Source organism: Pseudomonas sp. 10(2024) (assembly GCF_045164175.1).
GTDB lineage: Bacteria > Pseudomonadota > Gammaproteobacteria > Pseudomonadales > Pseudomonadaceae > Aquipseudomonas > Aquipseudomonas alloputida.
This window is the reverse complement of record NZ_CP174006.1, coordinates 4,479,844-4,506,367: the sequence shown is the minus strand read 5'-3', so window position 1 is coordinate 4,506,367 and position 26,524 is coordinate 4,479,844. Positions and strand designations below refer to the sequence as shown.

The 26,524-nt window shown below is 62.6% G+C and carries 24 protein-coding genes, 4 tRNA genes and 1 pseudogene; 20 read left to right on the top strand and 9 right to left on the bottom strand.

The window, feature by feature from the left end:
- The first annotated feature begins 1 nt into the window (after position 1).
- The 9 genes from cobU (at position 2) to ACI7M0_RS20340 (ending at position 6,608) form a co-directional block, all read left to right on the top strand.
- Positions 2-523, top strand: a complete 522-nt coding sequence (cobU, locus tag ACI7M0_RS20380; protein ID WP_003252463.1) for a bifunctional adenosylcobinamide kinase/adenosylcobinamide-phosphate guanylyltransferase — start codon at positions 2-4, stop codon at positions 521-523.
- Complete coding sequence (cobT, locus tag ACI7M0_RS20375; protein WP_104962407.1) at positions 520-1,575, top strand: nicotinate-nucleotide--dimethylbenzimidazole phosphoribosyltransferase; 1,056 nt, start codon at positions 520-522, stop codon at positions 1,573-1,575. Before cobU ends, cobT begins: the two co-directional genes overlap by 4 nt.
- Complete coding sequence (locus ACI7M0_RS20370) at positions 1,572-2,138, top strand: histidine phosphatase family protein (protein WP_129933130.1); 567 nt, start codon at positions 1,572-1,574, stop codon at positions 2,136-2,138. The genes cobT and ACI7M0_RS20370 overlap by 4 nt, the downstream gene beginning before the upstream one ends.
- A 1-nt stretch (position 2,139) precedes the next feature.
- Positions 2,140-2,862 carry an adenosylcobinamide-GDP ribazoletransferase gene (locus tag ACI7M0_RS20365; protein ID WP_014860997.1) on the top strand — a complete coding sequence of 241 codons (723 nt, stop codon included), beginning with the start codon at positions 2,140-2,142 and terminating at the stop codon, positions 2,860-2,862.
- Between the two features lie 181 nt (positions 2,863-3,043).
- Complete coding sequence (locus ACI7M0_RS20360; RefSeq protein WP_129933133.1) at positions 3,044-4,159, top strand: glycoside hydrolase family 5 protein; 1,116 nt, start codon at positions 3,044-3,046, stop codon at positions 4,157-4,159.
- A 62-nt stretch (positions 4,160-4,221) separates the two neighbouring features.
- On the top strand, positions 4,222-4,626 hold the full coding sequence (locus ACI7M0_RS20355) for a MarR family winged helix-turn-helix transcriptional regulator (RefSeq protein WP_014592088.1): 405 nt from the start codon (positions 4,222-4,224) through the stop codon (positions 4,624-4,626).
- Between the two features lie 62 nt (positions 4,627-4,688).
- Positions 4,689-5,891, top strand: coding sequence for an MFS transporter (locus ACI7M0_RS20350; RefSeq protein WP_064491169.1), 1,203 nt, complete (start codon positions 4,689-4,691; stop codon positions 5,889-5,891).
- On the top strand, positions 5,888-6,010 hold the full coding sequence (locus ACI7M0_RS20345) for a hypothetical protein (RefSeq protein ID WP_010952738.1): 123 nt from the start codon (positions 5,888-5,890) through the stop codon (positions 6,008-6,010). Before ACI7M0_RS20350 ends, ACI7M0_RS20345 begins: the two co-directional genes overlap by 4 nt.
- Before the next feature lie 46 nt (positions 6,011-6,056).
- Positions 6,057-6,608, top strand: a complete 552-nt coding sequence (locus tag ACI7M0_RS20340; protein ID WP_129933132.1) for a glutathione peroxidase — start codon at positions 6,057-6,059, stop codon at positions 6,606-6,608.
- A gap of 143 nt (positions 6,609-6,751) precedes the next feature.
- On the opposite strand, the gene ACI7M0_RS20335 is transcribed toward ACI7M0_RS20340, so the two are convergent.
- Positions 6,752-7,012 (bottom strand): DUF2798 domain-containing protein, encoded by a 261-nt coding sequence (locus ACI7M0_RS20335; RefSeq protein ID WP_020189978.1) that lies wholly within the window; start codon positions 7,010-7,012, stop codon positions 6,752-6,754.
- 114 nt (positions 7,013-7,126) lie between these two features.
- On the opposite strand from ACI7M0_RS20335, the gene ACI7M0_RS20330 reads away from it, so the two are divergent.
- Positions 7,127-8,056, top strand: a complete 930-nt coding sequence (locus ACI7M0_RS20330) for a LysR family transcriptional regulator (RefSeq protein ID WP_104962402.1) — start codon at positions 7,127-7,129, stop codon at positions 8,054-8,056.
- 41 nt (positions 8,057-8,097) lie between these two features.
- Here the strand turns inward: ACI7M0_RS20330 and ACI7M0_RS20325 are convergent, their stop codons facing one another.
- The 3 genes from ACI7M0_RS20325 to ACI7M0_RS20315 form a co-directional block, all read right to left on the bottom strand.
- Positions 8,098-9,378, bottom strand: a complete 1,281-nt coding sequence (locus tag ACI7M0_RS20325) for an OmpP1/FadL family transporter (RefSeq protein ID WP_014592083.1) — start codon at positions 9,376-9,378, stop codon at positions 8,098-8,100.
- 146 nt (positions 9,379-9,524) lie between these two features.
- A complete protein-coding gene (locus tag ACI7M0_RS20320; protein ID WP_003252489.1) occupies positions 9,525-10,007 on the bottom strand; it encodes a hypothetical protein in 483 nt (160 codons plus the stop codon).
- Between the two features lie 249 nt (positions 10,008-10,256).
- A complete protein-coding gene (locus ACI7M0_RS20315; protein WP_010952743.1) occupies positions 10,257-10,481 on the bottom strand; it encodes a hypothetical protein in 225 nt (74 codons plus the stop codon).
- A gap of 950 nt (positions 10,482-11,431) precedes the next feature.
- Here ACI7M0_RS20315 and ACI7M0_RS20310 point away from each other — a divergent pair.
- Together ACI7M0_RS20310 and rmuC are read left to right on the top strand one after the other, a co-directional pair.
- Positions 11,432-11,851: a tetratricopeptide repeat protein gene (locus tag ACI7M0_RS20310; RefSeq protein ID WP_014592081.1), complete on the top strand. Its 420-nt coding sequence runs from the start codon at positions 11,432-11,434 to the stop codon at positions 11,849-11,851.
- Between the two features lie 672 nt (positions 11,852-12,523).
- Positions 12,524-13,897, top strand: a complete 1,374-nt coding sequence (gene rmuC, locus ACI7M0_RS20305; RefSeq protein ID WP_162497237.1) for a DNA recombination protein RmuC — start codon at positions 12,524-12,526, stop codon at positions 13,895-13,897.
- Here rmuC and ACI7M0_RS20300 read toward each other — a convergent pair.
- Together ACI7M0_RS20300 and ACI7M0_RS20295 are read right to left on the bottom strand one after the other, a co-directional pair.
- Entirely contained in the window at positions 13,869-17,348 is a 3,480-nt protein-coding gene (locus ACI7M0_RS20300) for a PAS domain-containing hybrid sensor histidine kinase/response regulator (RefSeq protein ID WP_129933919.1), read from the bottom strand. The two genes, rmuC and ACI7M0_RS20300, sit on opposite strands and share 29 nt — an antisense overlap.
- Before the next feature lie 126 nt (positions 17,349-17,474).
- A complete protein-coding gene (locus tag ACI7M0_RS20295) occupies positions 17,475-18,653 on the bottom strand; it encodes an MFS transporter (RefSeq protein ID WP_010952748.1) in 1,179 nt (392 codons plus the stop codon).
- A gap of 181 nt (positions 18,654-18,834) precedes the next feature.
- Between ACI7M0_RS20295 and ACI7M0_RS20290 the strand changes: the two genes are divergently transcribed.
- From ACI7M0_RS20290 to ACI7M0_RS20275, 4 genes are all read left to right on the top strand, one after another.
- The gene (locus ACI7M0_RS20290; protein WP_020189988.1) at positions 18,835-19,566 is read left to right on the top strand and encodes a GntR family transcriptional regulator; all 732 of its coding nucleotides are present in this window, start codon (positions 18,835-18,837) and stop codon (positions 19,564-19,566) included.
- A gap of 95 nt (positions 19,567-19,661) precedes the next feature.
- The gene (locus ACI7M0_RS20285; RefSeq protein WP_129933918.1) at positions 19,662-20,936 is read left to right on the top strand and encodes an MFS transporter; all 1,275 of its coding nucleotides are present in this window, start codon (positions 19,662-19,664) and stop codon (positions 20,934-20,936) included.
- Positions 20,937-20,960: 24 nt separating this feature from the next.
- The gene (locus tag ACI7M0_RS20280; RefSeq protein WP_129933917.1) at positions 20,961-21,794 is read left to right on the top strand and encodes an amidohydrolase; all 834 of its coding nucleotides are present in this window, start codon (positions 20,961-20,963) and stop codon (positions 21,792-21,794) included.
- A 156-nt stretch (positions 21,795-21,950) separates the two neighbouring features.
- Positions 21,951-23,828, top strand: coding sequence for an MFS transporter (locus ACI7M0_RS20275; protein ID WP_129933916.1), 1,878 nt, complete (start codon positions 21,951-21,953; stop codon positions 23,826-23,828).
- 3 nt (positions 23,829-23,831) lie between these two features.
- Here the strand turns inward: ACI7M0_RS20275 and sugE are convergent, their stop codons facing one another.
- Both sugE and rdgC read right to left on the bottom strand, forming a co-directional pair.
- Positions 23,832-24,149: a quaternary ammonium compound efflux SMR transporter SugE gene (gene sugE, locus ACI7M0_RS20270; RefSeq protein ID WP_010952753.1), complete on the bottom strand. Its 318-nt coding sequence runs from the start codon at positions 24,147-24,149 to the stop codon at positions 23,832-23,834.
- 312 nt (positions 24,150-24,461) lie between these two features.
- The gene (gene rdgC / locus ACI7M0_RS20265; RefSeq protein WP_003252510.1) at positions 24,462-25,382 is read right to left on the bottom strand and encodes a recombination-associated protein RdgC; all 921 of its coding nucleotides are present in this window, start codon (positions 25,380-25,382) and stop codon (positions 24,462-24,464) included.
- A 216-nt stretch (positions 25,383-25,598) separates the two neighbouring features.
- On the opposite strand from rdgC, the gene ACI7M0_RS20260 reads away from it, so the two are divergent.
- The 4 genes from ACI7M0_RS20260 (at position 25,599) to ACI7M0_RS20245 (ending at position 26,102) form a co-directional block, all read left to right on the top strand.
- A tRNA-Val gene (locus ACI7M0_RS20260) sits at positions 25,599-25,674 on the top strand.
- 13 nt (positions 25,675-25,687) lie between these two features.
- Positions 25,688-25,764 (top strand) — tRNA-Asp (locus ACI7M0_RS20255).
- Positions 25,765-25,936: 172 nt separating this feature from the next.
- Positions 25,937-26,012, top strand: a tRNA-Val gene (locus ACI7M0_RS20250).
- A 13-nt stretch (positions 26,013-26,025) separates the two neighbouring features.
- Positions 26,026-26,102: transfer RNA gene (locus tag ACI7M0_RS20245), tRNA-Asp, on the top strand.
- A gap of 161 nt (positions 26,103-26,263) precedes the next feature.
- Here ACI7M0_RS20245 and ACI7M0_RS20240 read toward each other — a convergent pair.
- A pseudogene (locus tag ACI7M0_RS20240) lies at positions 26,264-26,445 on the bottom strand (type I methionyl aminopeptidase); the annotation flags it as partial.
- Positions 26,446-26,524: the final 79 nt, after the last annotated feature.

The following is a 26,524-nucleotide window of genomic DNA, read 5'->3' as shown; positions in this document are numbered from 1 at the left end:
CATGCGTAACCTGATTCTCGGCGGCGCCCGGTCTGGCAAAAGCCGCCTGGCCGAACAACTGGCCAGCGCCAGCGGCTTGCCGGTGACCTACATCGCCACCAGCCAGCCGCTGGATGGCGAAATGAACGAACGCGTGTTGCTGCATCGTCAGCGCCGGCCGGATGACTGGGGGTTGATCGAAGAGCCCTTGGCCCTGGCCGCGGTACTGCGCGCCGAAGCGGCCGAAGGGCGCTGCCTGCTGGTGGATTGCCTGACCCTGTGGCTGACCAATTTGTTGATGCTGGAAGATGACCAGCGCCTGGCCGAGGAGCGTGATGCCCTGCTGGCATGCCTGGAACAGTTACCTGGCACCCTTATCCTGGTCAGTAACGAAACCGGCCTGGGCGTCGTGCCCATGGGCGAGTTGACCCGGCGCTACGTCGACCTGGCCGGCTGGCTGCACCAGGCCGTGGCCGAACGCTGTCAGCGTGTCGTGCTGACCGTGGCCGGCCTGCCCCTAATCCTCAAAGGACCTGCACTATGACCCAAGCCTGGTGGCGTGACGCCTGCCAACCCCTCGACAACGCCGCCATGGACCAGGCCCGCGCCCGGCAGCAGCAACTGACCAAACCTGCTGGCTCGCTCGGTCAACTTGAAGAACTGGCCATTCAGCTGGCTGGCCTGCAGGGGCTTGAACGACCAATGCTGGATCAGGTAGCCATCAGCATTTTTGCCGGCGACCACGGCGTGGTCGAAGAGGGCATCTCGGCCTACCCGCAGGCGGTGACCGGGCAGATGCTACGCAACTTCGTCGGCGGGGGCGCGGCGATCAGTGTGCTGGCGCGGCAACTGCAGGCCAGCCTGGACGTGGTCGACCTGGGCACCATTGACGCGCAGTTGGAGCTGCCCGGCGTGCGTCATCTGCGCCTGGGCACCGGTACTGCCAACTTTGCCCGTCAACCCGCGATGACCGAAAACCAGCTGCAAGCGGCCTTGCAGGCTGGTCGCGACAGTGCCCAGCGCGCCGCCGAACAGGGCGCACAGCTGTTCATCGGTGGCGAGATGGGCATCGGTAACACCACCGCCGCCGCAGCCTTGGCCAGTGTTCTGCTGGGGTGTCCGGCGTCGGAGCTGAGCGGCCCTGGTACCGGCCTGGACTACGCCGGGGTGCAGCACAAGGCTGAAGTCATCGAGAGGGCGCTGTGCCTGCATGGCTTGCGTGCTGAAGACCCGTTACAGGCACTGGCTTGTGTTGGCGGTTTCGAGATCGCGGCGTTGGCGGGTGCCTACCTCGGTTGCGCGCAGGCGGGTGTCGCGGTGTTGGTGGATGGCTTTATCTGCAGTGTCGCTGCGCTCGTGGCAGTGCGCCTCAACCCGCAGTGTCGGGCCTGGCTGTTGTTCGCTCACCAGGGGGCTGAGCCCGGGCACAAAACCTTGCTTGCTGCGCTGCAGGCCGAGCCCTTGCTGGCCTTGGGCTTGCGCCTGGGTGAGGGCAGTGGCGCTGCCCTGGCGGTGCCGCTGTTGCGCCTGGCCTGTGCGCTGCATGGGCAGATGGCGACCTTTGCCGAGGCCGCGGTGGCGGACCGCCCGGCATGATCCTCGACTTGCTGCGCCATGGTGAAACGGAACAGGGCGGCCTGCGTGGCAGCCTTGATGATGCCTTGACCGACAAGGGCTGGGCGCAGATGCGCCGCGCCGTGGCCGACGTCGGCCCGTGGCAGGTGCTGGTCAGCTCGCCGCTGCAACGCTGTGGGCGTTTCGCCGATGAGCTGGGTGCGAAGTTGAACCTGCCAGTGCAGCGTGAGCCCGCCCTGCAGGAACTGCACTTCGGTGATTGGGAGGGCCAAAGTGCCGCGCAGATCATGGAGCACCAGGCTGATGCACTGGGCCGTTTCTGGGCCGACCCTTACGCCTTCACACCGCCCAATGGCGAGCCGGTCGAGGCGTTTGCCGAACGGGTGCTGGCGGCTGTCGAGCGTTTGCGCCTTCAGCATGCCGGCAAACGCGTGCTGCTGGTGACCCATGGCGGCGTCATGCGGCTGTTACTGGCCCGTGCCCGTGGCTTGCCCAGGGAGCAGTTGCTGCAGGTCGAGGTTGGCCATGGCGCGTTGATGCGGCTGGTGCCGGGTGGCGATGGGCAACTGGTCGAGGCGCCCTGAGATGTTGCCGTTCTGGATCGCCCTGCAGTTTCTCAGCAGCCTGCCGGTGAGCCTGCCGGGCATGCCGGCACCGCGTGAGGTAGGGCGTTCGCTGCTGTACTACCCGCTGGTCGGGCTGCTGTTCGGCTTGCTGCTGTGGTTGGCCAGTCACCTGCTACAGGGTACGCCGTCGCCGCTGCATGCGGCTTTGCTGCTGACGTTGTGGGTACTGCTCAGTGGTGCCTTGCACCTGGATGGCCTGGCGGACAGTGCCGACGCCTGGCTCGGTGGTTTCGGCGACCGTGAGCGCACCTTGCGGATCATGAAAGACCCGCGCAGCGGGCCAATTGCCGTGGTCACCCTGGTCTTGGTGTTGTTGCTGAAGTTTTGCGCATTATGGGTGCTGGTCGGGCAGGGCATCGGGGCGCAATTGCTGCTGGCGCCGTTGATCGGGCGGGCGGCGATGTTGGGCCTGTTCCTTTGTACACCTTATGTGCGACCTGGCGGGTTGGGCCAGGCGTTGGCCGAACATATGCCCCGGCGCGCAGCAGGGTGGGTATTGCTGGTTTGTGTGCTGTTCTGCCTCTTCCTGGGCGGATGGAGCGTGCTGCTGGCGCTGGCGGTGTTTGCCTGGTTGCGGCATCTGATGTGCCGGCGCCTGGGCGGGACCACCGGTGATACCGCCGGTGCGTTGCTGGAGCTGCTGGAGCTGGCCGTCGTGCTCGGGTTGGCGCTGGGGCTTTGAGCAGGAGGCCATAGGTGTGGAGGGGGCCAGTAACTTCCAGAAACGGTCCGGTAGCGCCTGCCTCTTGCTTGTCGGCGTATCCTCAGCCTCCCCCCAGCAACCAGGTAGGCTTCCCGTGCGTCACTGGATCTTTGCCAGTCTATTGGTCCTGTCCACCCTCCCAGCCACTGCAGCAGATCTCATGGCGTTCTGGGTCACCCCACGCCACGGCGGCAACAGCTTCAACCGGCTGCCACCCGATCAAGCCTACTTCGATGCCCTGAGGGGGTACGGCGCCACATGGGTGCGGCTGTCGTACGACAAATGGCAACCGGTGAAACGTGATTTCCTCCTCGGCAGCGCCGATACCTATGAAGGCCTGTCCGACGCCGACCTGGCGGTGCTGCGTGCCACCCTCGACCGGGCGCACCAGGCGGGGCTCAAGGTGGTCATCGCGCCACTCTCGCTACCGGGTATGCGCTGGTCGCAAAACAACCAGGGCCAGTTCGATGATCGCCTGTGGCAAGACAAACGTTACTGGTCCCAGGCTGCGGCGTTCTGGCGAGATGTGGCGCGCGAACTGAAAAGTCATCCGGCCATCGCGGCCTACAACCTGATCAATGAGCCAGCACCGGAGAAACGGGGCGGCCTGGCTGAACATGCCGAACTCGGGCAGATGCAGCAGTGGTATGCGCAAGCGCAGGGCGGTGCGCGCGATCTGCCCTTGCTGTACCGGCAACTGATAGCGGCCATACGTGAAGAAGACGCTGATACGCCGATCATGGTCGATGCCGGCTGGTATGCAGGCGCAGACGCGTTCGGCTATTGGCCAGCGCCGCTGGAGGACCCGCGAGTGCTGTACAGCGTGCACATGTATGAGCCCTATGCCGCAACCAGTGCGCCGAACATGGCGCGCAAACAGCCCATCGCCTATCCAGGCCCCGTATCTTTTGCCGGGCAGACACAGCTGTGGGATGGGCGGCGAGTTGAAGGCTACTTGCGCCAGCCGCTGGCATGGGCCGAGGCTGTGGGGCTACCGCTTTCTCGTCTGGTGGTGGGCGAGTTTGGCTGCATGCGCAGGCTGCCGGGTTGTCGGCAGTACCTTGAAGATGTGCTCGTCGTGCTGGATCGCAACCGGTTGCACTGGGCGTTCTATAGCTTCCGTGAAGACAACTGGGATGGCATGGACTACGAGCTGGGCACGGCGAAGGTGCCGTGGCGCTACTGGCAGGCGGTCGAGCAGGGCGCGCCAGACCCCTTGGTGCGCAAGGCCACGGTTGAGTTCGAGCCGATCCGCAGGCGCTTGAACCCGGACTGACGCTTCTCTATTCCTTGTGAAACTTCTTGCAACACTCCGTACGCGGGTATATACACGTATCCATGCTGACCAGTGAATGCATCTGTACCCACCTGCGTCGCGCCGCCCGCGGCGTGAGCCGGCATTACGACGAAGCCCTTGCCGGCTTCGGGGTCAATGTCGCCCAGTTTTCCCTGCTGCGGCACCTGCAGCGGCTCGACCGACCCAGCATCACAGCCCTGGCCGAAGCCATGGGGCTCGAGCGCAGTACCCTGGGCCGCAACCTGCGTGTGCTGGAGGCGGATGGGCTGGTAGCACTGGGCGAGGGCGACGACCAGCGTAACCGCGTGGTGCTGTTGACCGCGGCGGGTAAGCAACTTTTGCACGTTGCCCACCCGGCCTGGGAGCAGGCCCAGAAAGAGCTGGTTGAACGGCTCGGGGTGGGGCAGCGGGATGAACTGGTGCGACTGCTGGAACAACTGGCCTGATTTGATACGACTATAAGCGGGTATATACCCGTAAACCTTGCGATGTGCTGGAGATAACGACAATGACTTCGGTGTGGCGAACCAGCGGATGGGTGTTGGTGGGGGCGGCCTTGATACTGGCGCTGTCTCTGGGCGTACGGCACGGCTTTGGCCTGTTTCTGGAGCCGATGAGTACTGATTTTGGCTGGGGGCGTGGGGTGTTTGCCTTCGCCATTGCCCTGCAGAACCTGATCTGGGGCCTGGCGCAGCCGTTCGCTGGCGCCTTGGCCGACCGGCTTGGCGCGGCGCGGGTGGTCATCATCGGCGGTATTCTTTATGCCGTCGGCTTGATCTTGATGGGCTTGGCTGATTCGCCCTGGTCGTTGTCGCTGAGTGCGGGCTTGCTGATCGGCATCGGCCTGTCCGGCACGTCGTTCTCGGTCATCCTCGGTGTGGTCGGGCGTGCAGTGCCGGCCGAAAAGCGCAGCATGGCCATGGGGATCGCCAGCGCCGCCGGGTCGTTCGGCCAGTTCGCCATGTTGCCGGGCACCCAAGGCCTGATTCAGTGGCTGGGCTGGTCGGCAGCGTTGCTGGTACTGGGCCTTTTGGTGGCGTTCATCGTGCCTTTCGTCTGTCTGCTGCGCGATCGCCCGTTACCCAGTCACGGTGCCGAGCAGACCCTGGGCCAGGCGCTGCGCGAGGCGTGCACGCACTCCGGCTTCTGGTTGCTGGCACTGGGCTTTTTTGTCTGTGGCTTCCAGGTCGTATTCATTGGCGTGCACCTGCCGGCCTACCTGGTTGACCAGCACCTGGCTGCGACCACCGGTACGACAGTGCTGGCGCTGGTGGGCCTGTTCAACATCGTCGGTACCTTCACCGCAGGCTGGTTGGGCGGGCGTATGTCCAAGCCGCGCCTGCTGACCGGGTTGTACCTGCTGCGTGCGGTGGTGATCGTGCTGTTCCTGTGGGCGCCGGTGAGCGAGTTCAGTGCTTACCTGTTCGGCATTGCCATGGGCCTTCTGTGGTTGTCCACGGTACCGCTGACCAATGGGACCGTGGCCACGGTGTTCGGGGTGCGCAACCTGTCCATGCTGGGCGGTATCGTGTTCCTGTTCCATCAGTTGGGTGCGTTCCTGGGGGGCTGGCTGGGTGGGATAGTGTATGACCGCACCGGTAGCTATGACCTGGTCTGGCAGATTTCCATCCTGCTCAGCCTGCTGGCCGCTGCCCTTAACTGGCCGGTGCGCGAACGCCCGGTTTCACGCCTTCAGGCCCAGGCTGTATGAACCGCTACCTGATACGCGGCCTGTTGGCTATTGCCGCTCTGTTGCTGCTGGCACTGGTGTGGTGGGGCTGGCATCAGGGTGGGATGGCGCTGATGCAACTGGGCATGAGTGTGTGTTAGGCGCTACCCTGCAAGCTCAAGGATTGTCATGCGGGAGAAACGAGTCATGCGTGCACATTGGTTGACGGTGCCGGTGCTGGCCCTGCTTGCCAGTACATCGAGCTGGGCTGCAGATTGCCCGGCATTGTTGCAGGGCAGCCTGCCGGAATTGCGCGGCAAGGGGCAGGTCGAGCTGTGCGAGCGCTTTGCCGGTAAGCCGCTCGTGGTGGTGAACACGGCCAGTTATTGCGGTTTTGCCCCTCAGTTCGAGGGGCTCGAGGCGACGTACAAGGAGTATCACGACCAAGGCCTGGAAATGCTCGGCGTGCCGTCAAATGACTTCAAGCAGGAAGACGCCGACAGTGAGAAGACTGCCAAGGTTTGCTATGCCAACTACGGTGTCACCTTCACGATGACCAAGACGCAGGCGGTGCGGGGCAAGGATGCGATACCGCTGTTCGCGGAACTGGCCAGCCAGAGCAGTGCGCCGAAGTGGAATTTCTACAAGTATGTTGTCGATCGCAAGGGCAAGGTGATCGGTAACTTCTCCAGCCTGACCAAACCGGATGATCCCGCGTTCCGCGCCGCTATCGAAAAGGCCATCGCCTCGCAGCAATAACCTGGCCGCGCTTGCTGCGGCGTTTGCTTTTAAGCGCGAGGCAGTTCAGGCGACGCAGATTGCGACTTCAGGAGGCCGTACGCCGTCCTGCTGAAGTCGCGGGATCAAGATCAAGAACAGGAAGTGGCTGGCTGCGGGTCACTTCACCGTGCATGCACGGTAATCGCCACCAGCCGCACCACCACCGGCCGGACCAGCAGCACACACACAAATGCCACCGGCATCGCCAACTGATAGGCCTTGAGCACATTGCCCAGATACTCAGGAGTAAACCCGGCATTGGCCGCCGTGATCACGAAGCACATCAACAGCGCCATGATCGACGACATGTAGAACGCGAAAACGTAGGGAGTAGCGACCGGGTGCAATTTACGTCGACTGCGCGACCGGGACAGATTGCTCATGCGAACTCCTGAAAGCTGAGTGGAAGCGCAGATTAGCAACCTGCGCGCCTACAGCTGTAGACCGGCAGCACTGAGTTCTTTATAAAGAAATTCTTACGAATCCAAGCGCTCACCATGGACCTGCTCAACGCCATTCGCTGCTTCATCAAGGTGGTAGAGGCCGGTAGCATCGCTGCCGGTGCCCGTATCCTCGGCCTCAGTCCGGCAGCCGTCAGCCAGAACCTGGCGCGGCTGGAAGGCCACCTGCAAGTACGCCTGCTCAGCCGAACCACACGCAGCATGGCCCTGACGCCCTCTGGCGCCCAGTATTACGAGCGTGTAAAGCATATCGAGCGTGATCTGGCCCTGGCCGAACAGGCAGTGACAACACCCGACAGCGAGCCTCAGGGGCGGCTGTGCATTGCCTCGACCTCTGCCTTTGGGCGCCATGTGCTGGCGCCGTTGATACCTGCTTTCAGTGCCCGCTACCCTTTACTTTCGATAGAGTTGGTAACGACTGATCGTCGGGTCAACCATGCCCGTGAAGACGTTGACGTGAGCTTGCGCATTGCCCCACAGCTCGAAGACCAGCTGCTGGCCCGGCGCATCGCCCGCATCCCGTTCATTTGTTGTGCCTCACCCGGTTACCTGCAGAGCGCTGGCGTACCTGCCACGCCCGAGGCCTTGCGCGGGCACCGTTGCCTTGTGTTTCGCTATCCGGTGGATGGCCGCTTCTTGCGCTGGGGCTTCATGCGGGACGGCCTGCGCTTCGAAGCGGAGTTCGGCAGTGTATTGATCAGCGACGATATCGATGCCCTGACCCAGATGGCCCTGCACGATGGTGGCATCACCCGTCTGGCCGAGTTCATCGTACGACCGCACTTGGCCTCGGGTGCGTTGGTGCCGCTGTTCGAATACTGCGACAGCAGCCAGGCTTACGCCCAGACCGAGCCCATGGACATCTACCTGTGCCTGGCCGATCGCTTTGCCATGACCACCAAGGTGCGCGCTTTCATGGACTACCTGCGCGAATGCCTGGGCGACAGCTGGCAAGTGCAGGCATGAAAAAACCGCCACGAAGGCGGTTTTCATGTAACGCACAGGAATCAGAAGCGGTAGGTGAGGGATGCACCGATACCGTGAGCGCTGTTCTCGTACTTGGCCTGGTAGCTGCCTTTCAACAGCCCTTGTTGTTGCGAGCTTGGCAGGTTGTTGACCTTGGTATCCTCTTCCCACAAATACGAATAGGCAACGTCGATGGTCATGTCATCGTTCGGGCTCCAGCCGGCACCAAAGCTGACCGCTTTACGATCGCCAGTCGGAATGCGTGGCGAGCGATCATGGTTGTTGGTGGGCGACTGGTCGACGGAGAAGCCTGCGCGCAGGGTCCACTCCTTGTTCACCTTGTAGGACGCGCCAATGGCGTGGGCCCAGGTGTCGTGCCAGTTCTGCTCTTCGGTGATGGTCTTCAACGGGTAGCCTGCCGGCGCTTCGTTCTCGACGACGATGCTTTCCAGGCGGCTCCAGCGCGTCCAGGTGCTACCCGCATACAGTGTCCAATGGTCATCCAGTTCATGAGTGACCGAGAAGTCCACTGACTCTGGCGTCTTGATCTTCAGGCTGGCGTCGAACCTGCCGTTCAGGCCAAGCTGTGGAATCGGGTAGGAAACGCGGGTATTGCCTTCAAGCTTGTAGTCGACCATCGAGTGATAGGTCAGGCCCAGACGGGTACGGTCCGTAGCTTGCACCAGAACGCCGATGTTGTAACCGATCGCAGTGTCGTCGCCCTTGATCTTGGTCTCGCCATCAGGGCCATTGGGCCCCAGAAGGGCCTTGCTGCTCAGGTTCGAACCCAGTTCACCCTTGATACGGTTGATAGTCGGGCCAAAACCGATCGACACCTTGTCGTTGAAGGCGTAGCTGACGGTTGGCTGGAAGGTGACAACCTCGACCTTGCTCTTCTTGCCCCAGTAGCGTGCAGCGTCATCGCTACCGTAGTCGGTGATCAGGCCATATGGCACGTAAACGCCGAAGCCAACGCTCCAGTGATCATCAATCGGCTTGACGTAATAGCCCATGGGTACGCCAACGAGAGGCACCATGTCACCATCGGTTTCCCCCCCGAAGTTGCTACCTGGGCCCGATATGTCGGTCTTGGCGATGACGGCAGCGCCGCCCACGGTGAATTGTTCGCGCTTGAGGCGGGACATGCCGGCCGGGTTGCCATACACAGTGCTGGCATCGTCGGCAGAAGACGAGCGCCCAGCAAAACCGGTTCCCATGCCGCTGATACTTTGTTCGTTCAGCGCGAACCCGGCGGCGAGCAGTTGGCTGGAAGCAAGCGCAACGGCTACGCCGAGGGAGGTTTTGAGCATTACTTTTTTCATTATTAGAAAACTCCTTGGGTCTCCGGGGCGAAAAGCTACCAACAAATCACGCGCTGCGCTATAGGCTCAATCGCAGGAGTTAGAGCGGTTTTGTAGGACAATCCGACCAAAATTCCATTTTTTCCGGGTTACTTGTAGGACGCGTCTCAAGATGCCTGTGGCAATTTCTGATCTATGCAGGCATGCCAGGCATGGGTGAAGTCGCGCAGACGACCCTGGGGGTTGAAAATCTGTCGCCAGATACGCGCCAGTGCCAGCAGATCGTCCGCCGCAGGCAATGGGGTGGCCTGCTCTTCGATGAGCATCCAGGCAATGGCAGTGGAATAGCGCAGGTTGACGGTGAGCTCCAGGTGCGGGCCACCAAGGAAGGCGTGCTGGCTGGCCAGGCCGCGGACCAGGCTGGCGAGGTCGGGGTCACGGGCCAGGTATTCGTCCCAGAGCGCCTGGTGACGATGTTCGCCGATGCGGTAGAGGCCGTGCCCGCGTCGGTCGTGCAGGGCTGAGCCGAGTGCTGACTGGCTGGCGGCGATACCCAGGAGCAAGGCTTCGGCGCTGGCGCAGTGACGGTTCAGGTAGACCAGGGTGGGTCGGATCACATACTGACACAATTCATTCGCCGCAATACCCATGATGCCCTCGAGCAGGTAAGGGCCGGACGGGCGCTGGAGCTTGGCAGCTGGTGAATGATCAGGCCCGCCGGGAGCGGAAAGCACCGCTCGAGTTGAAGTGTAGTGTGATAATCGTGGTGTAAAGAGCTGTTTTTAAATCGATTGCTGCCTGATGCTCCGGGCTATATGCCCTAAGGCAATTACGGCCAGAGCGTTCAGGCAGTCTTGCGATCGGAGGATTCAGCGCTTGAATACCTCGGTATTCGCCGGTCACGCGGTGAGCGACTGACGCGTCCGGGCGATCACCGCCTGCAGCGGTTCATGGCGGCTGTACTGTTCGTGGTACAGGCGTTCTGTGTGGCAGGCAACGCCGTGTTCGTCTACCAAGGTAAAGCTGAAGCTGCCCTTGCGTGGGGCAACGATAAGGCACTTCAACGGCGAGAAGGCCTGGGAGAGGGTGCCAATGGCAGCCTGAATCTGATGATGAGTTTGCATATTGTTGGAGGTTCCTGCTTTAAACACGGGGGTTATGATCCGTGCATGATAGAAACGTTCCAGTGACGCCTTTATTAAGGGACGAACGAACCTGACTGGAACAGGGCAGCCAGAGGGGGCGCAATCAAATGTAGGCGCTTGGGCTGACTGGTAGGTACTTCGGAAGGCAGGCAGCACGCCGGGGCCAAGGTTCTAGGCCGTCGAGGTGGGATCCTGATCAATCTGTCATGTGATTCGTGCTTGCGCAGCGTAAGGCTGGCGAGTGAATCATTGAATGGGCCGGTCCTTGTTTCAGCAGGGACGCTCTTGGGGGGAGCGAGTCTGCAAGGACGCTTGCGGCCAGAATTGACTTTCAGCTTGGTACTAACGAGGGGCACCTTACCGGAAGTGCAGATGTTTGGCAAGCGCTACGTTTGTTCAGGTGAGCCGCGCAGTATGGCGCGAATTTTCGTTGCTGGGAAGAGGGGGTAAATGGCCCGAATGCCGGCCGATGTGCCCTTTTCGTGCACCCAAATGGAGGTTTATGGTGCACTTGTTCACATTCGGGGCAGCGCTTGTAACGGCCTGGTAACACCACCCGGCCACCTCGCCAATGCCTTGACTGCGTGGTTAAGTCAATGAAAAAAAACACTATTTTTAGCTGGTGAAAAAATCGTCAGTTTGACCAAAGCCCCCAATTCACGGGGGTTTGAGGGGTGTGAGAGGGGGTTGTCCACCGAGTTATCCACAGGAACTGTGGATTGTCCCGAGCACTTGCTCTAGCACGGGCGTGCCAGCAATGAGATGGACTGTCCGACAATTGCCATGCTCCAACAGACTGGTTGGTCATCCACCCGAAAACGTCAAGAAAAGATCATGGAATTTTTTTTCAATCCTCCAGAAATCGACAGGCCAGGGCGAAAAAAAAAGAGTAGAGTGGCGCGCCTTTCGAGTTACCAAACCTGTTGCTCATGAAGTTTCGCGGTAAAAACCTCGCCAGCCCTGCTGCATCGACACTTGCACCTCCCGCCAAACGCTTTTCCCTGAAAGTGGCCCTGTGGTTGCTCGACAGTCCGCGCCTGGGCGACAACCCTCAGGTCAAGCACCTGGCCGGGCGCTTGTTGAAGCAGCCGGCGCGCCAAGGTGTGGTTGTGGCGCAGAGCCGCCTGGGGCAGATGCTGTGCCGAGATTGTGGCAACGCCCGTGACCGGCGTATAGGCCATGAGCTGCTGCGTCAGGCTGCCCGCGCAGGGGATCGGCGGGCGCAGCTGGAATACGCCCGGCTGTGTCAGCACAACGAGCCGGAGCAGGCGCGCTATTGGCTTGAGCTTGCGGCAGGGCAGGGATCGCAGGAAGCGCGGCGCTTGTTGCGACAGTGGTTTCCTGCCTGAGCTTTTTTGCCTGCGCGGGCCCTTTCGCGAGCAATCACCGATGTGTGTTCACCACCGTGGTAGGAGCGGGTTTACCCGCGAATACGGTGGCGGCAGCAACGGTGAACGGCGGGTGGGGATTGGCCAGCAGGTCCGGCCCTTTCGCGGGTAAACCCGCTCCTACGGCGGCCTGTGTTCAACCCCCGATGCGTGTGTAGGAGCGGGTTCACCCGCGAATACGGTGGCGGCAGCAACGGTGAACGGCGGGTGGTAATTGGCCAGCAGGGCCGGCCTCTTCGCGGGTGAACCCGCTCCTACGGCGGCCTGTGTTCAACCCCCGACGCGTGTGTAGGAGCGGGTTTACCCGCGAATACGGTGGCGGCTGCGACGGTGAACGGCGGGTGGAAATTGGCCAGTAGGGCCGGCCTCTTCGCGGGTGAACCCGCTCCTACGGGCGACCGTGCGGGCTTTTCTTTCAGGCTTGCGCAGCGGGCTTGCCCGCAAAGAGGCGGATGCAGGCAACACACCCATCAGGCTGATAAGCTGCACTCAATTTGCATCAGAGCGTTCGGGGTAAGCATGACAGTGGATCTGGCCAGCATTCTGCTGGGCTTGGTGGCAGGCGCAATACCCTGCCTGGTGTGGGTCATGCAGGTGCAGCGCCGCCAAGGCGCCCGGCAAGCTGAGCAGGCCTTGCTCGAAGAACGCCTCAATGCAGCCCAGCTGGCCCAGGCCGGCCTGCAGGCGCAACTGGACGCCAGTCGCGACGAGGTCAGCGACCTCAGTGAGGCCAACGCCGTCAAGCAGGCCCAGTTGGCCGCCCAAAGCCGTGAGCTGGAGCTGCTGCAGATCGATCGCGACAACGCCCGTGACGCCGCCCACGCCTGGAGCCTTGAGCGCGCCAATCGCGAAGCCGAATTGCGTCGCCTGGAGGCGCAAACCGCACGCCTGGACGCAGAACTGCGCGAACAGCAGGAAAGCCACCAGCAACGCCTGGAAGACCTGCAGGAGGCCCGTGACACCTTGCGCGCCCAGTTCGCCGACATGGCCACCAAGATCTTCGACGAACGCGAGCAGCGCTTCGCCCAGACCAGCCAGCAGCACCTTGGCCAGTTGCTCGACCCGCTCAAGGAGCGCATCCAGGCCTTCGAAAAACGCGTGGAGGAAAGCTACCAGCAAGAGGCCCGCGAGCGCTTCTCGCTGGGCAAGGAGCTGGAGCGCCTGCAACAGCTCAACCTGCGCCTGTCCGACGAAGCCACCAACCTTACCCAGGCCTTGAAGGGCCAGAAGACCCAGGGTAACTGGGGTGAGCTTATCCTCGAACGTGTGCTGGAACATGCCGGCCTGGAAAAGGGCCGCGAATACCAGACCCAGGTCAGCCTGAAAAGCGCCGACGGCGAGCGTTTCCAGCCGGATGTGCTGATCATGCTGCCCGGCGACAAGCAGGTGGTGGTGGACGCCAAGGTCAGCCTCACGGCGTACCAGCAGTTCGTTGCCGGCAACGACGAAGCTGCGCTCAAGCAGCATGTGCAGTCGCTGCGCAGCCACGTCAAAGGCCTGTCGAGCAAGGACTACAGCCGCCTCGAAGGCCTGCACAGCCTGGATTTCGTGTTGTTGTTCGTGCCCATCGAGGCGGCCTTTTCGGCGGCCCTGCAGGCCGAGCCGAACCTGTTCCAGGAGGCCTTCGACCGGCAGATCGTGATTGTCAGCCCTACCACGTTGCTGGCCACCTTGCGGGTTATCGACAGCCTGTGGAAGCAGGAGCGTCAAGGGCAGAACGCCCGCGAAATTGCCGAGCGGGCCGGCTGGCTCTACGACAAGTTCGTGCTGTTCATCCAGGACCTGGACGAGCTGGGCAGCCGCTTGCAGCAGGTAGACAAGGCTTATGCCGCCGCGCGCAACAAGCTGTGCGAAGGGCGTGGCAACCTGGTCAGCCGCAGCGAGCAGCTTAAGCTGCTGGGCGCCCGTGCCAGCAAGAGCTTGCCGGCAGACCTGCTGGAGCGGGCGCTGTCCGATGAGGCGCTGCCCGAGGTAGCGGTTACTGAGCCAGGCTCAGATGGCGATTGAGCAGGGCGCGCAAGGCCGCAGGCTTGACCGGTTTAGCCAGGTAGTCCAGCCCTGATGCATGTACCAGGGCGATGGTTTCCTTGCTGCCGTCGGCGCTGATCACTACACCGGGTACCGGCTCACCCAGCCGTGCTCGAAGCCAGCCCATCAGCCCGGTGCCGGTCTCGCCGTCGTCCAGGTGGTAGTCCACCAATGCCAGGTGCGGGCGCATGCCTTTGGCCAGCAGGGCTTCGCATTCGGCCTGGTTGCGCGCGGTCCATACCTGGCAACCCCAGCGGCTCAGCAGGCTGTTCATGCCGATCAGGATGCTGTCTTCGTTGTCCACGCAAAGCACTTGCAGCCCCGCCAGTGGCTGGCCGCCCTGTTGTTCCACGGGCGTGCTTGGCGCCGCGGCGGCCTGGCGTGCAATCGGTACGCTGACGCGGAACACCGTGCCCTTGCCTGGCCATGAGCGCACTTCCAGCGGATGCCCCAGCACCCGACACAGACCGTCTGCAATGGCCAGGCCCAACCCTAGCCCCTTCTCGGCACGGGTCTGGTGGCTGTCCAGGCGCTTGAACTCCTGAAAGATCACTTGCAGCTTGTCGTCAGCAATGCCTGGGCCACGGTCCCAGACCTCCAGCCACAGGCGCTCGCCCTGTCGGCGCGCGCCCAGCAGAATCGGGCTCTTGCCGTAGCGCAGGGCATTGGTGAGGAAGTTCTGCAGCACCCGGCGTAGCAGTTTCATGTCGCTGTCCACCCGCAGGCGGCTGCCGCGCAGGCGGAACTCCAGGCCTTTCTCGGCCGCCAGCAGCTTGAACTCGGCGCCCAGGGTGTCGAACAGCTCGTTGAGGGCGAAGGGTTTGGCATCCGGGGTGATCTTGCCGTTTTCCAGGCGCGAGATGTCCAGCAGGTCGCTGATCAGCTCTTCAGCCGAGCGCAGCGAGCTGTCCATGTGCTGTACCAACTGCCGGGCCTCTTCGTTCATGCCCTCGGCCTGTTGCGACAAGGCGGCAGAGAAAAGCCGTGCGGCGTTCAACGGTTGCATCAGGTCATGGCTGACGGCGGCCAGGAAGCGGGTCTTGGACTTGCTCACCGCTTCGGCCTGGCTCTTGGCTTCGGACAGCGCCTGGTTCAACTGCGACAGTTCGTGGGTGCGCTCCGCCACGCGTTGCTCAAGGCGTTCGTTGGCATCGCGCAGGGCCTGCTCGGCCTCGCGGAACGGGGTGATGTCGGTGAAGCTCATGACAAAGCCGCCGCCCGGCATCGGGTTGCCGATCAGCTCGATCACCCGGCCATTGGGGAACAGCCGCTCGGAGGAGTGCGCGCGGCCCTGGCGCATCCAGTGCAGCCGCCGCGCCACATGCACCTGTGCCTCGCCGGGGCCGCACAGGCCGCGCTCGGCGTTGTAGCGGATGATGTCGGCAATCGGTCGCCCTACGCTGATCAGCCCGTCCGGGTAGTTGAACAGTTCAAGGTAGCGGCGGTTCCAGGCCACCAGGTGCAGGTTCTGGTCGACCACGCTGATGCCTTGGTTGATGTTCTCGATGGCGCCTTGCAGCAGGGCGCGGTTGAACTGCAGCACCTCACTGGCTTCGTCAGCGATGCGCACCACGTCTTCCAGTTGCATGTCGCGGCCTTCGATGGCCGCCTTGACCACCGCGCGGGTCGACGAGGTACCGAGCACCCCGGCCAGCAGGCGCTCGGTGTGCTCGATCCAGTCGCCATCGGCGTTCTGGTTAGGGTTGAAGCCCTTGCCCTGGCGGTAGGCAAAGCGGATGAAGCTCTGCCGTGCGCGCTCTTCCCCGACAAAGCGCGAGGCCAGGGTCAACAGGTCGTCGATCTGCACCGCCAGCAGCGGCTTGCTGCTGGGCCGCGCGCTGGTCTGCTGGCCAATGAACCGGCCGGCCTGCCAGTGCTCGGAAACCCGCGTGCGCGACAGCACCGAAACCCAGGCGAACAGGGTGAAGTTGCCCGCCAGTGACAGCACTACACCTTGGGTCAGTGGACTGATCGGCAGGTTCAGCGGGTTGCCGTGCAGCCACGCCAGGCCAGGGAACAACTGCAACGACCAGCCCAGGCTGTGCGCGGCAATCGGCAGCACCAAGGTGTAGAACCACAGGAAAATGCCAGCGGCCAGGCCGGCGAACACACCGCGACGGTTGGCCTGCTTCCAGTACAGCGCGCCAAGCATGGCCGGGGTGAGCTGGGTCACAGCGGCAAAGGCGATCTGGCCGATGGTCGCCAGGCTGGCGGTGGAACCCAGCAGGCGGTAGCTGACATAGGCCAGCAGCAGGATCACCACGATGGTTACCCGGCGTACCGAAAGCATCCAGTGGCGGAACGCTTCGAAAGGCCGCTCGGCGTTATTGCGGCGCAGCAGCCAGGGCAGCAGCATGTCGTTGGACACCATGGTCGACAACGCCACGGCCTCGACGATCACCATGCCGGTGGCCGCCGAGGCACCGCCGATGAACGCCAGCAGGGCAAGGCTCGGGTGCGCCTCGGCCAGGGGCAGGCTGATGACGAACGAGTCGGAGATCACCGTGCCGGGCAGCAGCATCTGCCCGGCCAGGGCAATCGGCACCACGAACAGCGCGGCCAGTGCCAGGTACATCGGGAATACCCAGCGCGCCAGGCGCAAGTCCTGCGGTTCGATGTTCTCCACCACGGTAACGTGGAACTGCCGGGGCAGGCAGATGATTGCCATCATTGCCACGGCGGTTTGCACCACCATGGACGGCCAATTGATGGTTTCTTTCCAATAGTCCTGCAAGTGGATCGACTGGCGGGCCTGGCTGAACAGGTCGTCGAAACCGTCATACAGGTTGAAAACGATGAAGATGCCCACGGCAAGGAACGCCAGCAACTTGATCAGCGATTCGAAGGCGATCGCCAGGACCATGCCGCGGTGGTGCTCGGTCACATCCAGGCTGCGGGTACCGAAGACGATGGCGAACAGCGCCAGTACCAGCGATATCACCAGCGCGGTGTCCTGCACGCGGGTGCCGGTGGCGTCGGCGTTGGCGCCGATCAGCAGGTTCACGCCCAGTACGATGCCCTTGAGCTGCAAGGCGATGTACGGCAGCACGCCGACCAGGCAGATCAGTGCCACCACCACTGCCAGGGTCTGCGACTTGCCGTAGCGCGCGGCAATGAAGTCGGCGATCGAGGTGATGTTCTGCTGCTTGCTGATCAGCACCATCTTCTGCAGCACCCAAGGGGCGAAGATCAGCAGCAGTACCGGGCCCAGGTAGATGGGCAGGAACGCCCAAAGCTGTTCGGCGGCCTGGCCGACCGCGCCGAAGAAGGTCCAGCTGGTGCAGTACACGGCCAGCGACAGGCTGTACACCCAGGCACGCAGCTTTGGCGGCAATGGCGTGCTGCGGCGGTCGCCATAGAAGGCGATGGCGAACATGATGGCCATATAGGCCAGGGCGACCACGGCGATCAGCCCGCTGGACAACGACATGAAGACTCCGAAGCAAAAAGGTAACGCGGTCCCGATCAATCAGTCTGGCACGCAAGTGCCGCTTCGTCAGCGCAGACGATGGTTGTAGGAGCGGGTTCACCCGCGAATAGGCCGGAACAGGCAACATCAACCCCTTCGGGTACCCAACCAATAGAACACCCCTGCCAGTATCACCGACAACACCAGCAGGTAGAAGACTGCCCCCGGCCACAGGTGTACCAGTGCAAACCCCACCATCACCGGCCCCAGCGCCGCCCCCAGGTTGGACAGGTTCTGCGCGCCGTAATACACCCCGCGCAAGTGCTCCGGTGCGATCAGGTCGATAAACATGTACTCGGCCGGGATCACGATGATTTCGCCCAGCGTGAACACCAGCATCGCCAGGCACCAGGCCAGTACCGAGCCTGCCAGCGCAAAACCCAGCAAGCCGGCGATGAACAGGCCCATGCCGGCCAACAGCCACGGCATCAGGCGCTGGCGGCTGATACGCCGGCCAATGAGGTACTGCAAGGCAATGACCGTCACGGCGTTGGTGGTGACCAGATAGCCGATCAGCCGTGCCGCTTCGGCCGGGTTGCTGGTGACCACCAGGTACTGGGACAGGTAGGCGGTGAACTGGCCGAACACCACCGCGCTCAGCACCCCACCCACGGTAAAGCACACCAGCCGACGATCCCGCGCCAGCCCCAGCGCCACTTGGCCGAAGCCGGCCGCAGGTTTGTCCGGCGCGCTGGCCTGCAGGCTGCGATCACCCAGGCGCCAATAAGCCAGGCACATGGCCAGGCCAAGCAGGGCAGAGGCGAGGAACGGCACATGGTCGTTCAGTTCAAGCATGGCCACGCCCAGCAACGGGCCGGCGGCGTAGCCAACGTTGCTGAGGGTGTACTTGATGGCGAACACCTCGGCCCGCTCATCCACCGGCAGTAACGCGCAGAAGCCTGCCTTGGCGGCGATATCGACCACTGCCAGGGCCAGGTTGATCAACACCAGACAAAAGAAGAACGGCAGTGCCGAACGGCTGGCGACCGCGCCGACGAAGGCCAGGGCGAACAGCAGGGTACTGGCGCTGACCAGCGTGTGGTTGCTCAAGGTGTCGACCAGATGACCACCGTACAGACTCAACAGCGAGGCGACGATCAGCGCGCCACCGATCAGCAGGCCGATCTGGCTGATCGGCAGCTGGAAATTGTCGGCCAGGTAAACCACCAGGTAGGGCAGGGTGAGGGCACGGGCGACGGTAAGCGTGAAGGTGGTGGTGAGCAGCAGGCGAACGGTGTGCGGGTAGCGTTTTATGGCGGCGAGCATTGCCACGTCCTTGTTGTGCGGGTTTGCCGAGCACAAGCATAAGCCACATGCGGTCCTCCCGACACAAGGACGTTTCGCCTACCAAAGGGCGACAGGCGGAGGATTGACAGCCCGTCAGGCTCAGGGAATACTCTCGAAAAATTCATATATATGTTTATATAACAAGACGAGAGCGAGACCCATGCACCCATTGACCGGTGATGCTCGACTGCCCCGCTACCAACAACTGCGCGACCACATGGTCGCGCAAATTGCCAACAACCGCTGGCGCCCGGGGGAAGCGATCCCGACCGAAGCAGCCTTGGCCACCGAGTTCGACCTGTCGATCGGTACCGTGCGCAAGGCCGTCGATGTCCTGGTGGCCGAAGGCGTGCTGGAGCGCCAGCAGGGCCGCGGCACCTTCATTCGCCGCCCACAGTTCCAGTCGTCGCTGTTCCGCTTCTTCCGTTTCGAGGCCGCCAATGGCGAGCGCATAGTGCCGGAAAGCCGCATTCTCTCCATCGAGTCGCTGCCGGCGCCTTCCGCGGTGGCCGAGGCATTGGGCCTGGCAGGGGAGGCAGAAGTGATCCGCATCATTCGTACACGTCTGCTCGGCGCCCAGCCGGTGCTGGCCGAAGAAATCTGGCTGCCGCGCCAAACCTTCCAGCCGCTGCTGGACGTGGATCTGAACAGCGAGGGCCCGCTGCTGTACCCGATCTACGAAGCGCTGTGCGGTCAGGTGGTCGCCTACGCCGAAGAAACCCTGACCGCCGAAGCGGTCGACGCGGTGCATGGCCGCTTGCTGCAACTGCCGGCCGACAGCCCGGTGGTCGTGATCGAGCGCCTGGCCCGCGATTACGCCGGCAAACCTCTGGAATGGCGCCGCTCGCGCGGCCATGCGCAGCACTTCCGCTACCGCATCGACATTCGTTAAACCGGTCGCTTCACCCTTTTACCTGTCTGCGCCGTGCTGCCACGGCGCAGTGGCTTCGCCTGCCCGTCACACCCACGACTAGAAGGATAACAATCATGTTCAGCTGGTATCGCGAGATCACCTCACGGGAACGCAAGACATTCTGGGCCTGTTTCGGCGGCTGGTCGCTCGATGCGCTGGAAGTGCAGATGTTCGGCCTGGCCATCCCCGCGCTGATCGCCGCGTTCTCCCTGACCAAGGGCGATGCCGGCCTGATCAGTGGCCTGACCCTGGTGACCTCGGCAATCGGCGGCTGGCTGGGTGGCACACTGTCCGACCGCTATGGTCGCGTGCGTACCCTGCAATGGATGATTCTCTGGTTCTCGTTCTTCACCTTCCTTTCGGCGTTCGTCACTGGTTTCTACCCGTTGCTGTTCGTCAAGGCCATGCAAGGCTTTGGCATCGGTGGCGAATGGGCAGCCGGCGCTGTGCTGATGGCCGAAACCATCAACCCGAAGTATCGCGGCAAGGTCATGGGCACGGTGCAGAGTGCCTGGGCTGTGGGGTGGGGCCTGGCGGTGGCATTGTTTACGCTGATCTACTCGCTGGTGCCGCAGGAGTTTGCCTGGCGGGTGATGTTCTTCGTCGGTCTGCTGCCATCGCTGCTGATCATCTGGGTACGCCGCAACGTGCCCGAGCCGGACAGCTTCCAGCGCCTGCAGAAAGAAAAGGCCATCCCTTCCAGCTTCTTGCAGTCGATGGCTGGCATCTTCCGCCCTGAACTGCTGCGTGTGACCCTGCTGGGCGGCTTGCTCGGCCTGGGTGCCCACGGTGGCTACCACGCGGTGATGACCTGGTTGCCGACCTTCCTCAAGACAGAGCGCAACCTTTCGGTGCTGAACTCGGGCGGTTACCTGGCGGTGATCATCCTGGCCTTCTGGTGCGGCTGCGTGGTCAGCGGCCTGCTGATCGACCGTATTGGCAGGCGCAAGAACATCCTGCTGTTCGCCCTGTGCTGTGTACTGACCGTGCAGGCCTACGTGTTCTTCCCGCTGACCAATACGCAGATGCTGTTCCTCGGCTTCCCGCTGGGCTTTTTCGCCGCCGGCATCCCGGCCAGCCTGGGTGCGTTTTTCAATGAACTGTACCCGGCTGACGTGCGCGGCGCCGGGGTGGGCTTTTGCTACAACTTCGGTCGCGTGCTGTCGGCCGTGTTCCCGTTCCTGGTCGGGCACATGAGCGAGTCGATGTCGCTGGGCAGTGCCATCGGCATCGATGCCGGCATCGCCTATGGCGTTGCGGTGATCGCAGCCCTGTGCCTGCCCGAAACCCGTGGCCGCAACCTTGAATCTGCACCTGCGCCGGAAACGGCCGGTGTCGTCGCCAAGTAACCTGAACCTGTTTGTATGAGAACCATGCCCGACGCACCCGCTTTGCACCTGACTGCCATCGACAGCCACGCCCACGTGTTCAGCCGTGGGCTGAACCTGGCCAGCCAGCGGCGTTATGCGCCCAACTACGATGCGCCGCTGGGCGACTACCTGGGCCAACTGCGGGCCCATGGTTTCAGCCATGGCGTACTGGTCCAGCCCAGCTTCCTGGGTACCGACAACCGCTACCTGCTCAGCGCCTTGCAGACCGTGCCAGGGCAACTGCGCGGGGTGGTGATGCTGGAGCGGGATGTCGAGCGGGCGACCTTGACGGAAATGGCCCGGTTGGGAGTCAGGGGGGTACGCCTCAACCTCATGGGGCAAGACATGCCTGACCTGACCGGCGCGCAGTGGCGGCCCCTGCTGGAGCGCATCGGCGAGCAGGGTTGGCACGTGGAACTGCACCGTCAGGTGGCGGACATTCCAGTGCTGGTGCGGGCATTGCAGCCCTATGGGCTGGACATCGTGATTGACCATTTCGGCCGGCCAGATGCCCGCCGTGGCCTGGGCCAGCCGGGGTTTGCCGAACTGCTGACCCTGAGCGGTCGGGGCAAGGTGTGGGTGAAGGTGTCCGGCATCTACAGGCTGCAGGGCTCGCCGGAGGAGAACCTGGCATTCGCCCGTCAGGCGCTGTGCGCGCTGGAAGCCCATTACGGCGCAGAGCGGTTGATGTGGGGCAGTGACTGGCCGCATACCCAGCATGAGTCGGAGGTCAGTTTCGGCAGCACTGTCGAACAGTTCGAGGCCTTGGGTTGTTCAGCGCAGTTGCGCCAGGCACTGTTGCTGGATACCGCGCGGGCGTTGTTTGGCTTCGAGTGACCTAGCGCCAGTGCTGCAACTGCCAGCAGGTCCTTGAACGCAAGCTTGCGTGGTCATGCTGAGCCGGTGCTTGCCAGCCAGCGCATTTCCCATGCAGATTTGTGGCCCGGCGCGCTTGGCGAGCCTCCAATTGAAAAGCCCTCAGGACCAAGGACGATGAGTCACTCTTCGCAATTCACCTTGCTCGGCAAGCGGCGTTTCCTGCCGTTCTTCATCACTCAGTCGCTGGGTGCCTTCAACGACAACCTGTTCAAGCAGTCGCTGATCCTGGCGATTTTGTTCAAGCTCAGCCTGGGCGATGGTGACCGATCGATCTGGGTCAACTTGTGTGCCTTGCTGTTCATACTGCCGTTTTTCCTGTTTTCGGCGCTGGGCGGGCAGTTTGGCGAGAAGTTCGCCAAGGATGCGCTCATCCGGGCAATCAAACTGGCCGAAATCGTGATCATGGCGATTGGAGCACTGGGCTTTGTCACCAACCATCTGGCGCTGATGCTGGTGGCGCTGTTCGGTATGGGGACCCACTCGGCGCTGTTCGGCCCGGTGAAGTATTCGATCCTGCCGCAGGCCCTGCGCGAGGAAGAGCTGGTGGGCGGTAACGGGCTGGTGGAAACCGGCACCTTCCTCGCCATCCTCGCCGGCACCATCGGCGCGGGCATGATGATGTCGGCCGACAGCTACGCAACGGTGGTAGCCGGTGGCGTGGTCGGCACGGCGGTACTCGGCTACCTCGCCAGCCGCTGGATCCCTCGGGCGGCTGCCGCCTCGCCGCAAATGCCGCTGGACTGGAACATCTTCAAGCAGTCGTGGGTGATCTTGCGCATGGGCCTGGGCCAGCCGCCGGCGGTGTCGCGTTCGATCGTCGGCAACTCGTGGTTCTGGTTTGTCGGCGCCATCTACCTCACGCAGATCCCGGCCTATGCCAAGGATTGGCTGCACGGTGATGGCACGGTGGTGACCCTGGTGCTGACCCTGTTCTCGGTGGGCATTGCCCTGGGCTCGCTGCTGTGCGAGCGGCTCAGTGGACGCAAGGTGGAAATCGGCCTGGTGCCGTTCGGCTCGTTCGGCCTGACCCTGTTCGGCCTGCTGTGGTGGTGGCACTCCGGTGATGTACCGGCTGCAGCAGCGCCGCACGACTGGCTGGCACTGCTGGGCATGAGCCAGGCCTGGTGGATCTTGCTGTCGATCATTGGCCTGGGTGTGTTCGGCGGCTTCTACATCGTGCCGCTGTATGCGTTGATCCAGGCCCGCACGGCCGAGGACGAGCGCGCCAGGGTGATCGCGGCCAACAACATCCTCAATGCCTTGTTCATGGTGGTGTCGGCGGTGCTCACCATCATCCTGCTAGGCGTGGCCAAGCTGAGCATCCCGCAGCTTTTCCTGGTGGTGTCGCTGCTCAATATCGCGGTCAACACCTATATCTTCAGGATCGTGCCCGAGTTCACCATGCGTTTCCTGATCTGGCTGCTCAGCCATTCGATGTACCGCGTGCAGCACCGAGACCTTGAGCGCATCCCCGACGAAGGTGCAGCGTTGCTGGTGTGCAACCACGTATCGTTCGTCGATGCGTTGCTGCTGGGCGGGGCCATACGCCGGCCGATCCGCTTTGTCATGTACTACAAGATCTACAACCTGCCGGTGCTCAACTTCGTGTTTCGCACTGCCGGTGCCATCCCGATTGCCGGGCGTAACGAAGACCAGGCGACGTACGAGCGGGCCTTCGCGCGCATTGCCGAATACCTGGCGGATGGTGAACTGGTGTGCATCTTCCCGGAAGGCAAGCTGACGGGCGATGGCGAAATCGATGTCTTCAAGGGTGGGGTCAGCCGCATCCTCGAAGAAACGCCGGTACCGGTGATTCCGCTGGCCTTGCAGGGGTTGTGGGGTAGCTTCTTCAGCCGCGACCCGGCCAAGGGCTTCTTCAAGCGCCTGTGGTCGCGGGTGACCATCGTGGCAGGCGCCGCCGTCCCGGTGGAGGCGGCGCAGCCTGAGGTGTTGCGCGAACAGGTCAGCCGCCTGCGCGGCCCTCTGCGATAGGGGTTAGCTGGCGCTGACTTTCAGGCCGACAAGGCCGCAGACGATCAGCGCCACACTGACCAGCCGCACCAGGGCCATGGACTCGCCGAACAGAATGATCCCGGCGATGACCGTACCGACTGCGCCTACGCCGGTCCAGATGGCATAGGCGGTGCCCAGCGGCAACTCCTTCATGGCCAGGCCCAGCAGGCCCAGGCTGATGACCATGGCGCCGACGGTAAGGACAGTGGGTAGCGGTCGAGTGAAACCGTCGGTGTATTTGAGGCCGACGGCCCAGCCGACCTCGAACAGGCCGGCGAAAAACAGGATGATCCAGGACATGAGTGTGTCTCCATCGTTTGAATGATGGGGCCGTCCCCGGAGTGGTCACGCGGTGCGTCGTGAGGTCGTCCTCACAGTGGGTGCCATGGTGCCAATCTGCGGCCTTCCGGGCAAGTCCACGCCTGCTGGCCAATTTCCACCCGTCGTTCACCGTTGCCGCCGCTACCGTATTCGCGGGTAAACCCGCTCCTACACAGATTGGTGGTGGACACACATTGGTGATTGGGCGCAGGCCGTCGTAGGCGCGGGGTTACCCGCGAAGAGGCCGGTGCTGGTGGAAACGATTCAAGCCAGCACCGCATCTCATACCCGTCAGACCCCTTGCGGGATCTCTTCCCCACCCAGCGCCTCGAACAGCACCGGCAGGAATTCGGCAAAGGTCATCATCATCAGCTGGAAGCTGGCGTCGAACTGTTGCGCAGCCTCATCGCCACCGTCCTGCTCGGCCTGCTCCTGCAGCAGTTCTTCGAACTTCAGGCGCTTGATGACCATCTTGTCGTCGAGGATGAACGACAGCTTGTCTTGCCAGGCCAGGGCCAGCTGGGTCACCACTTTGCCGGTGCTCAGGTGCAGCTGGATCTCTTCGCCAGTCAGGTCCTGGCGCTTGCAGCGCACGATACCGCCATCTTCGGCGGTGTCGCGCAGCTCACACTCGTCCAGTACATAGAAGCCTTCGGCGGCTTGCTGCGACTTGACCCAGTCGGTCATGGTGGCCACTGGCGCAATCTTCACCGTGGCCGGGCGCACCGGTAGCGAGCCCATCACTTCACGCAGGGTCGACAGCAGGTCTTCGGCGCGCTTGGCGCTGGCCGAGTTGACCAGGATCACGCCCAGGCGCGGGGCAATGGCAGCGAAGATCATCGAGCGGCGGATGAACGCACGCGGCAGGAACGCCTGGATGATTTCGTCCTTGATCTGGTCGCGTTCCTTTTTATAGACCTTGCGCATTTGCTCGGTCTCGATCTCTTCGACCTTTTCCTTGACCGCGTCGTTGACCACGCTGCTCGGCAGGATGCGTTCTTCCTTGCGCGCGGCAATCAGCAGGTACTCGCCGCTGACATGCACCAGGGGAGCGTCTTCGCCTTTGCCGAACGGCGCGACGAAACCATAAGTGGTCAGCTCCTGGCTGGCGCAGGGGCGGGCCGGCTTGCTGGCCAGGGCGGCTTCCAGCGCTTCAGGCTCGAACGGAACTTCCTGGGTCAGGCGGTAGGTCAGCAGGTTCTTGAACCACATGAGGGGCAATCTCTCCTTAATGCATAAGGCGGGCATTATTCTCCGAGCGGTGAATTCAGGCCAGCCCTGTCAGAGGGCCAGCAGTGGCTTATGCATGAAAGAATCGCCCGACAACGCTAGGTCTTTGAAAGGCCTGAGGTTTTTTTTGCAAAAAGTTTAAAAAGTGCTTGCCAGGGTGCGGGGTGCTCCGTAGAATGCGCGCCACACCGAGACGAAGGGTGATTAGCTCAGCCGGGAGAGCATCTGCCTTACAAGCAGAGGGTCGGCGGTTCGATCCCGTCATCACCCACCACTCGATGTATAGCGCAGCGGTAGTTCAGTCGGTTAGAATACCGGCCTGTCACGCCGGGGGTCGCGGGTTCGAGTCCCGTCCGCTGCGCCATATTCCACTTCCAGGGCCCACTGAACACCCGGAAGTAACAAAGAAAGCGACCTTAGGGTCGCTTTTTTTTTGTGCCTGATTTTTGGTGTTTGACCGAAGTGTGAAAAAACTTCGATAAGTGCTTGCCAGAGCGCCAAGTCGCCCGTAGAATGCGCGCCACACCGAGAGACATGGGTGATTAGCTCAGCCGGGAGAGCATCTGCCTTACAAGCAGAGGGTCGGCGGTTCGATCCCGTCATCACCCACCACTCGATGTATAGCGCAGCGGTAGTTCAGTCGGTTAGAATACCGGCCTGTCACGCCGGGGGTCGCGGGTTCGAGTCCCGTCCGCTGCGCCATATTCCACTTCCAGGGCCCACTGAACACCCGGAAGTAACAAAGAAAGCGACCTTAGGGTCGCTTTTTTTGTTTCTGCATCATGCGATCGTCTCCGCCCCTCTGCAACAAGGGGCTAGCTGCGCCACTCTTCTTCCCTCAGCGTCAGCACCTCAAACCCGTCCTCGGTCCCCGGCAGTGCCTTGAGCGTATCGACGATGAACGCCTCGGCGCGGTCGTTGATCTGCATCGTGGTCACATCGGGGCGGATGAAGCTGTCGAGTTTGGCAAACACCTGGGTCAGCAACTGGCCGGTGCGGCGCATCAGTCGAGTTGGGCGGGGGGCTTGAGGATCACCTGGGACATGGGGGGAGGGCAGTTGCCCATGCTGGAAATTGCCCCAGCAAAGCGCCTGGGAGCGTGAGGTTGCCACCGCATGGTGCGT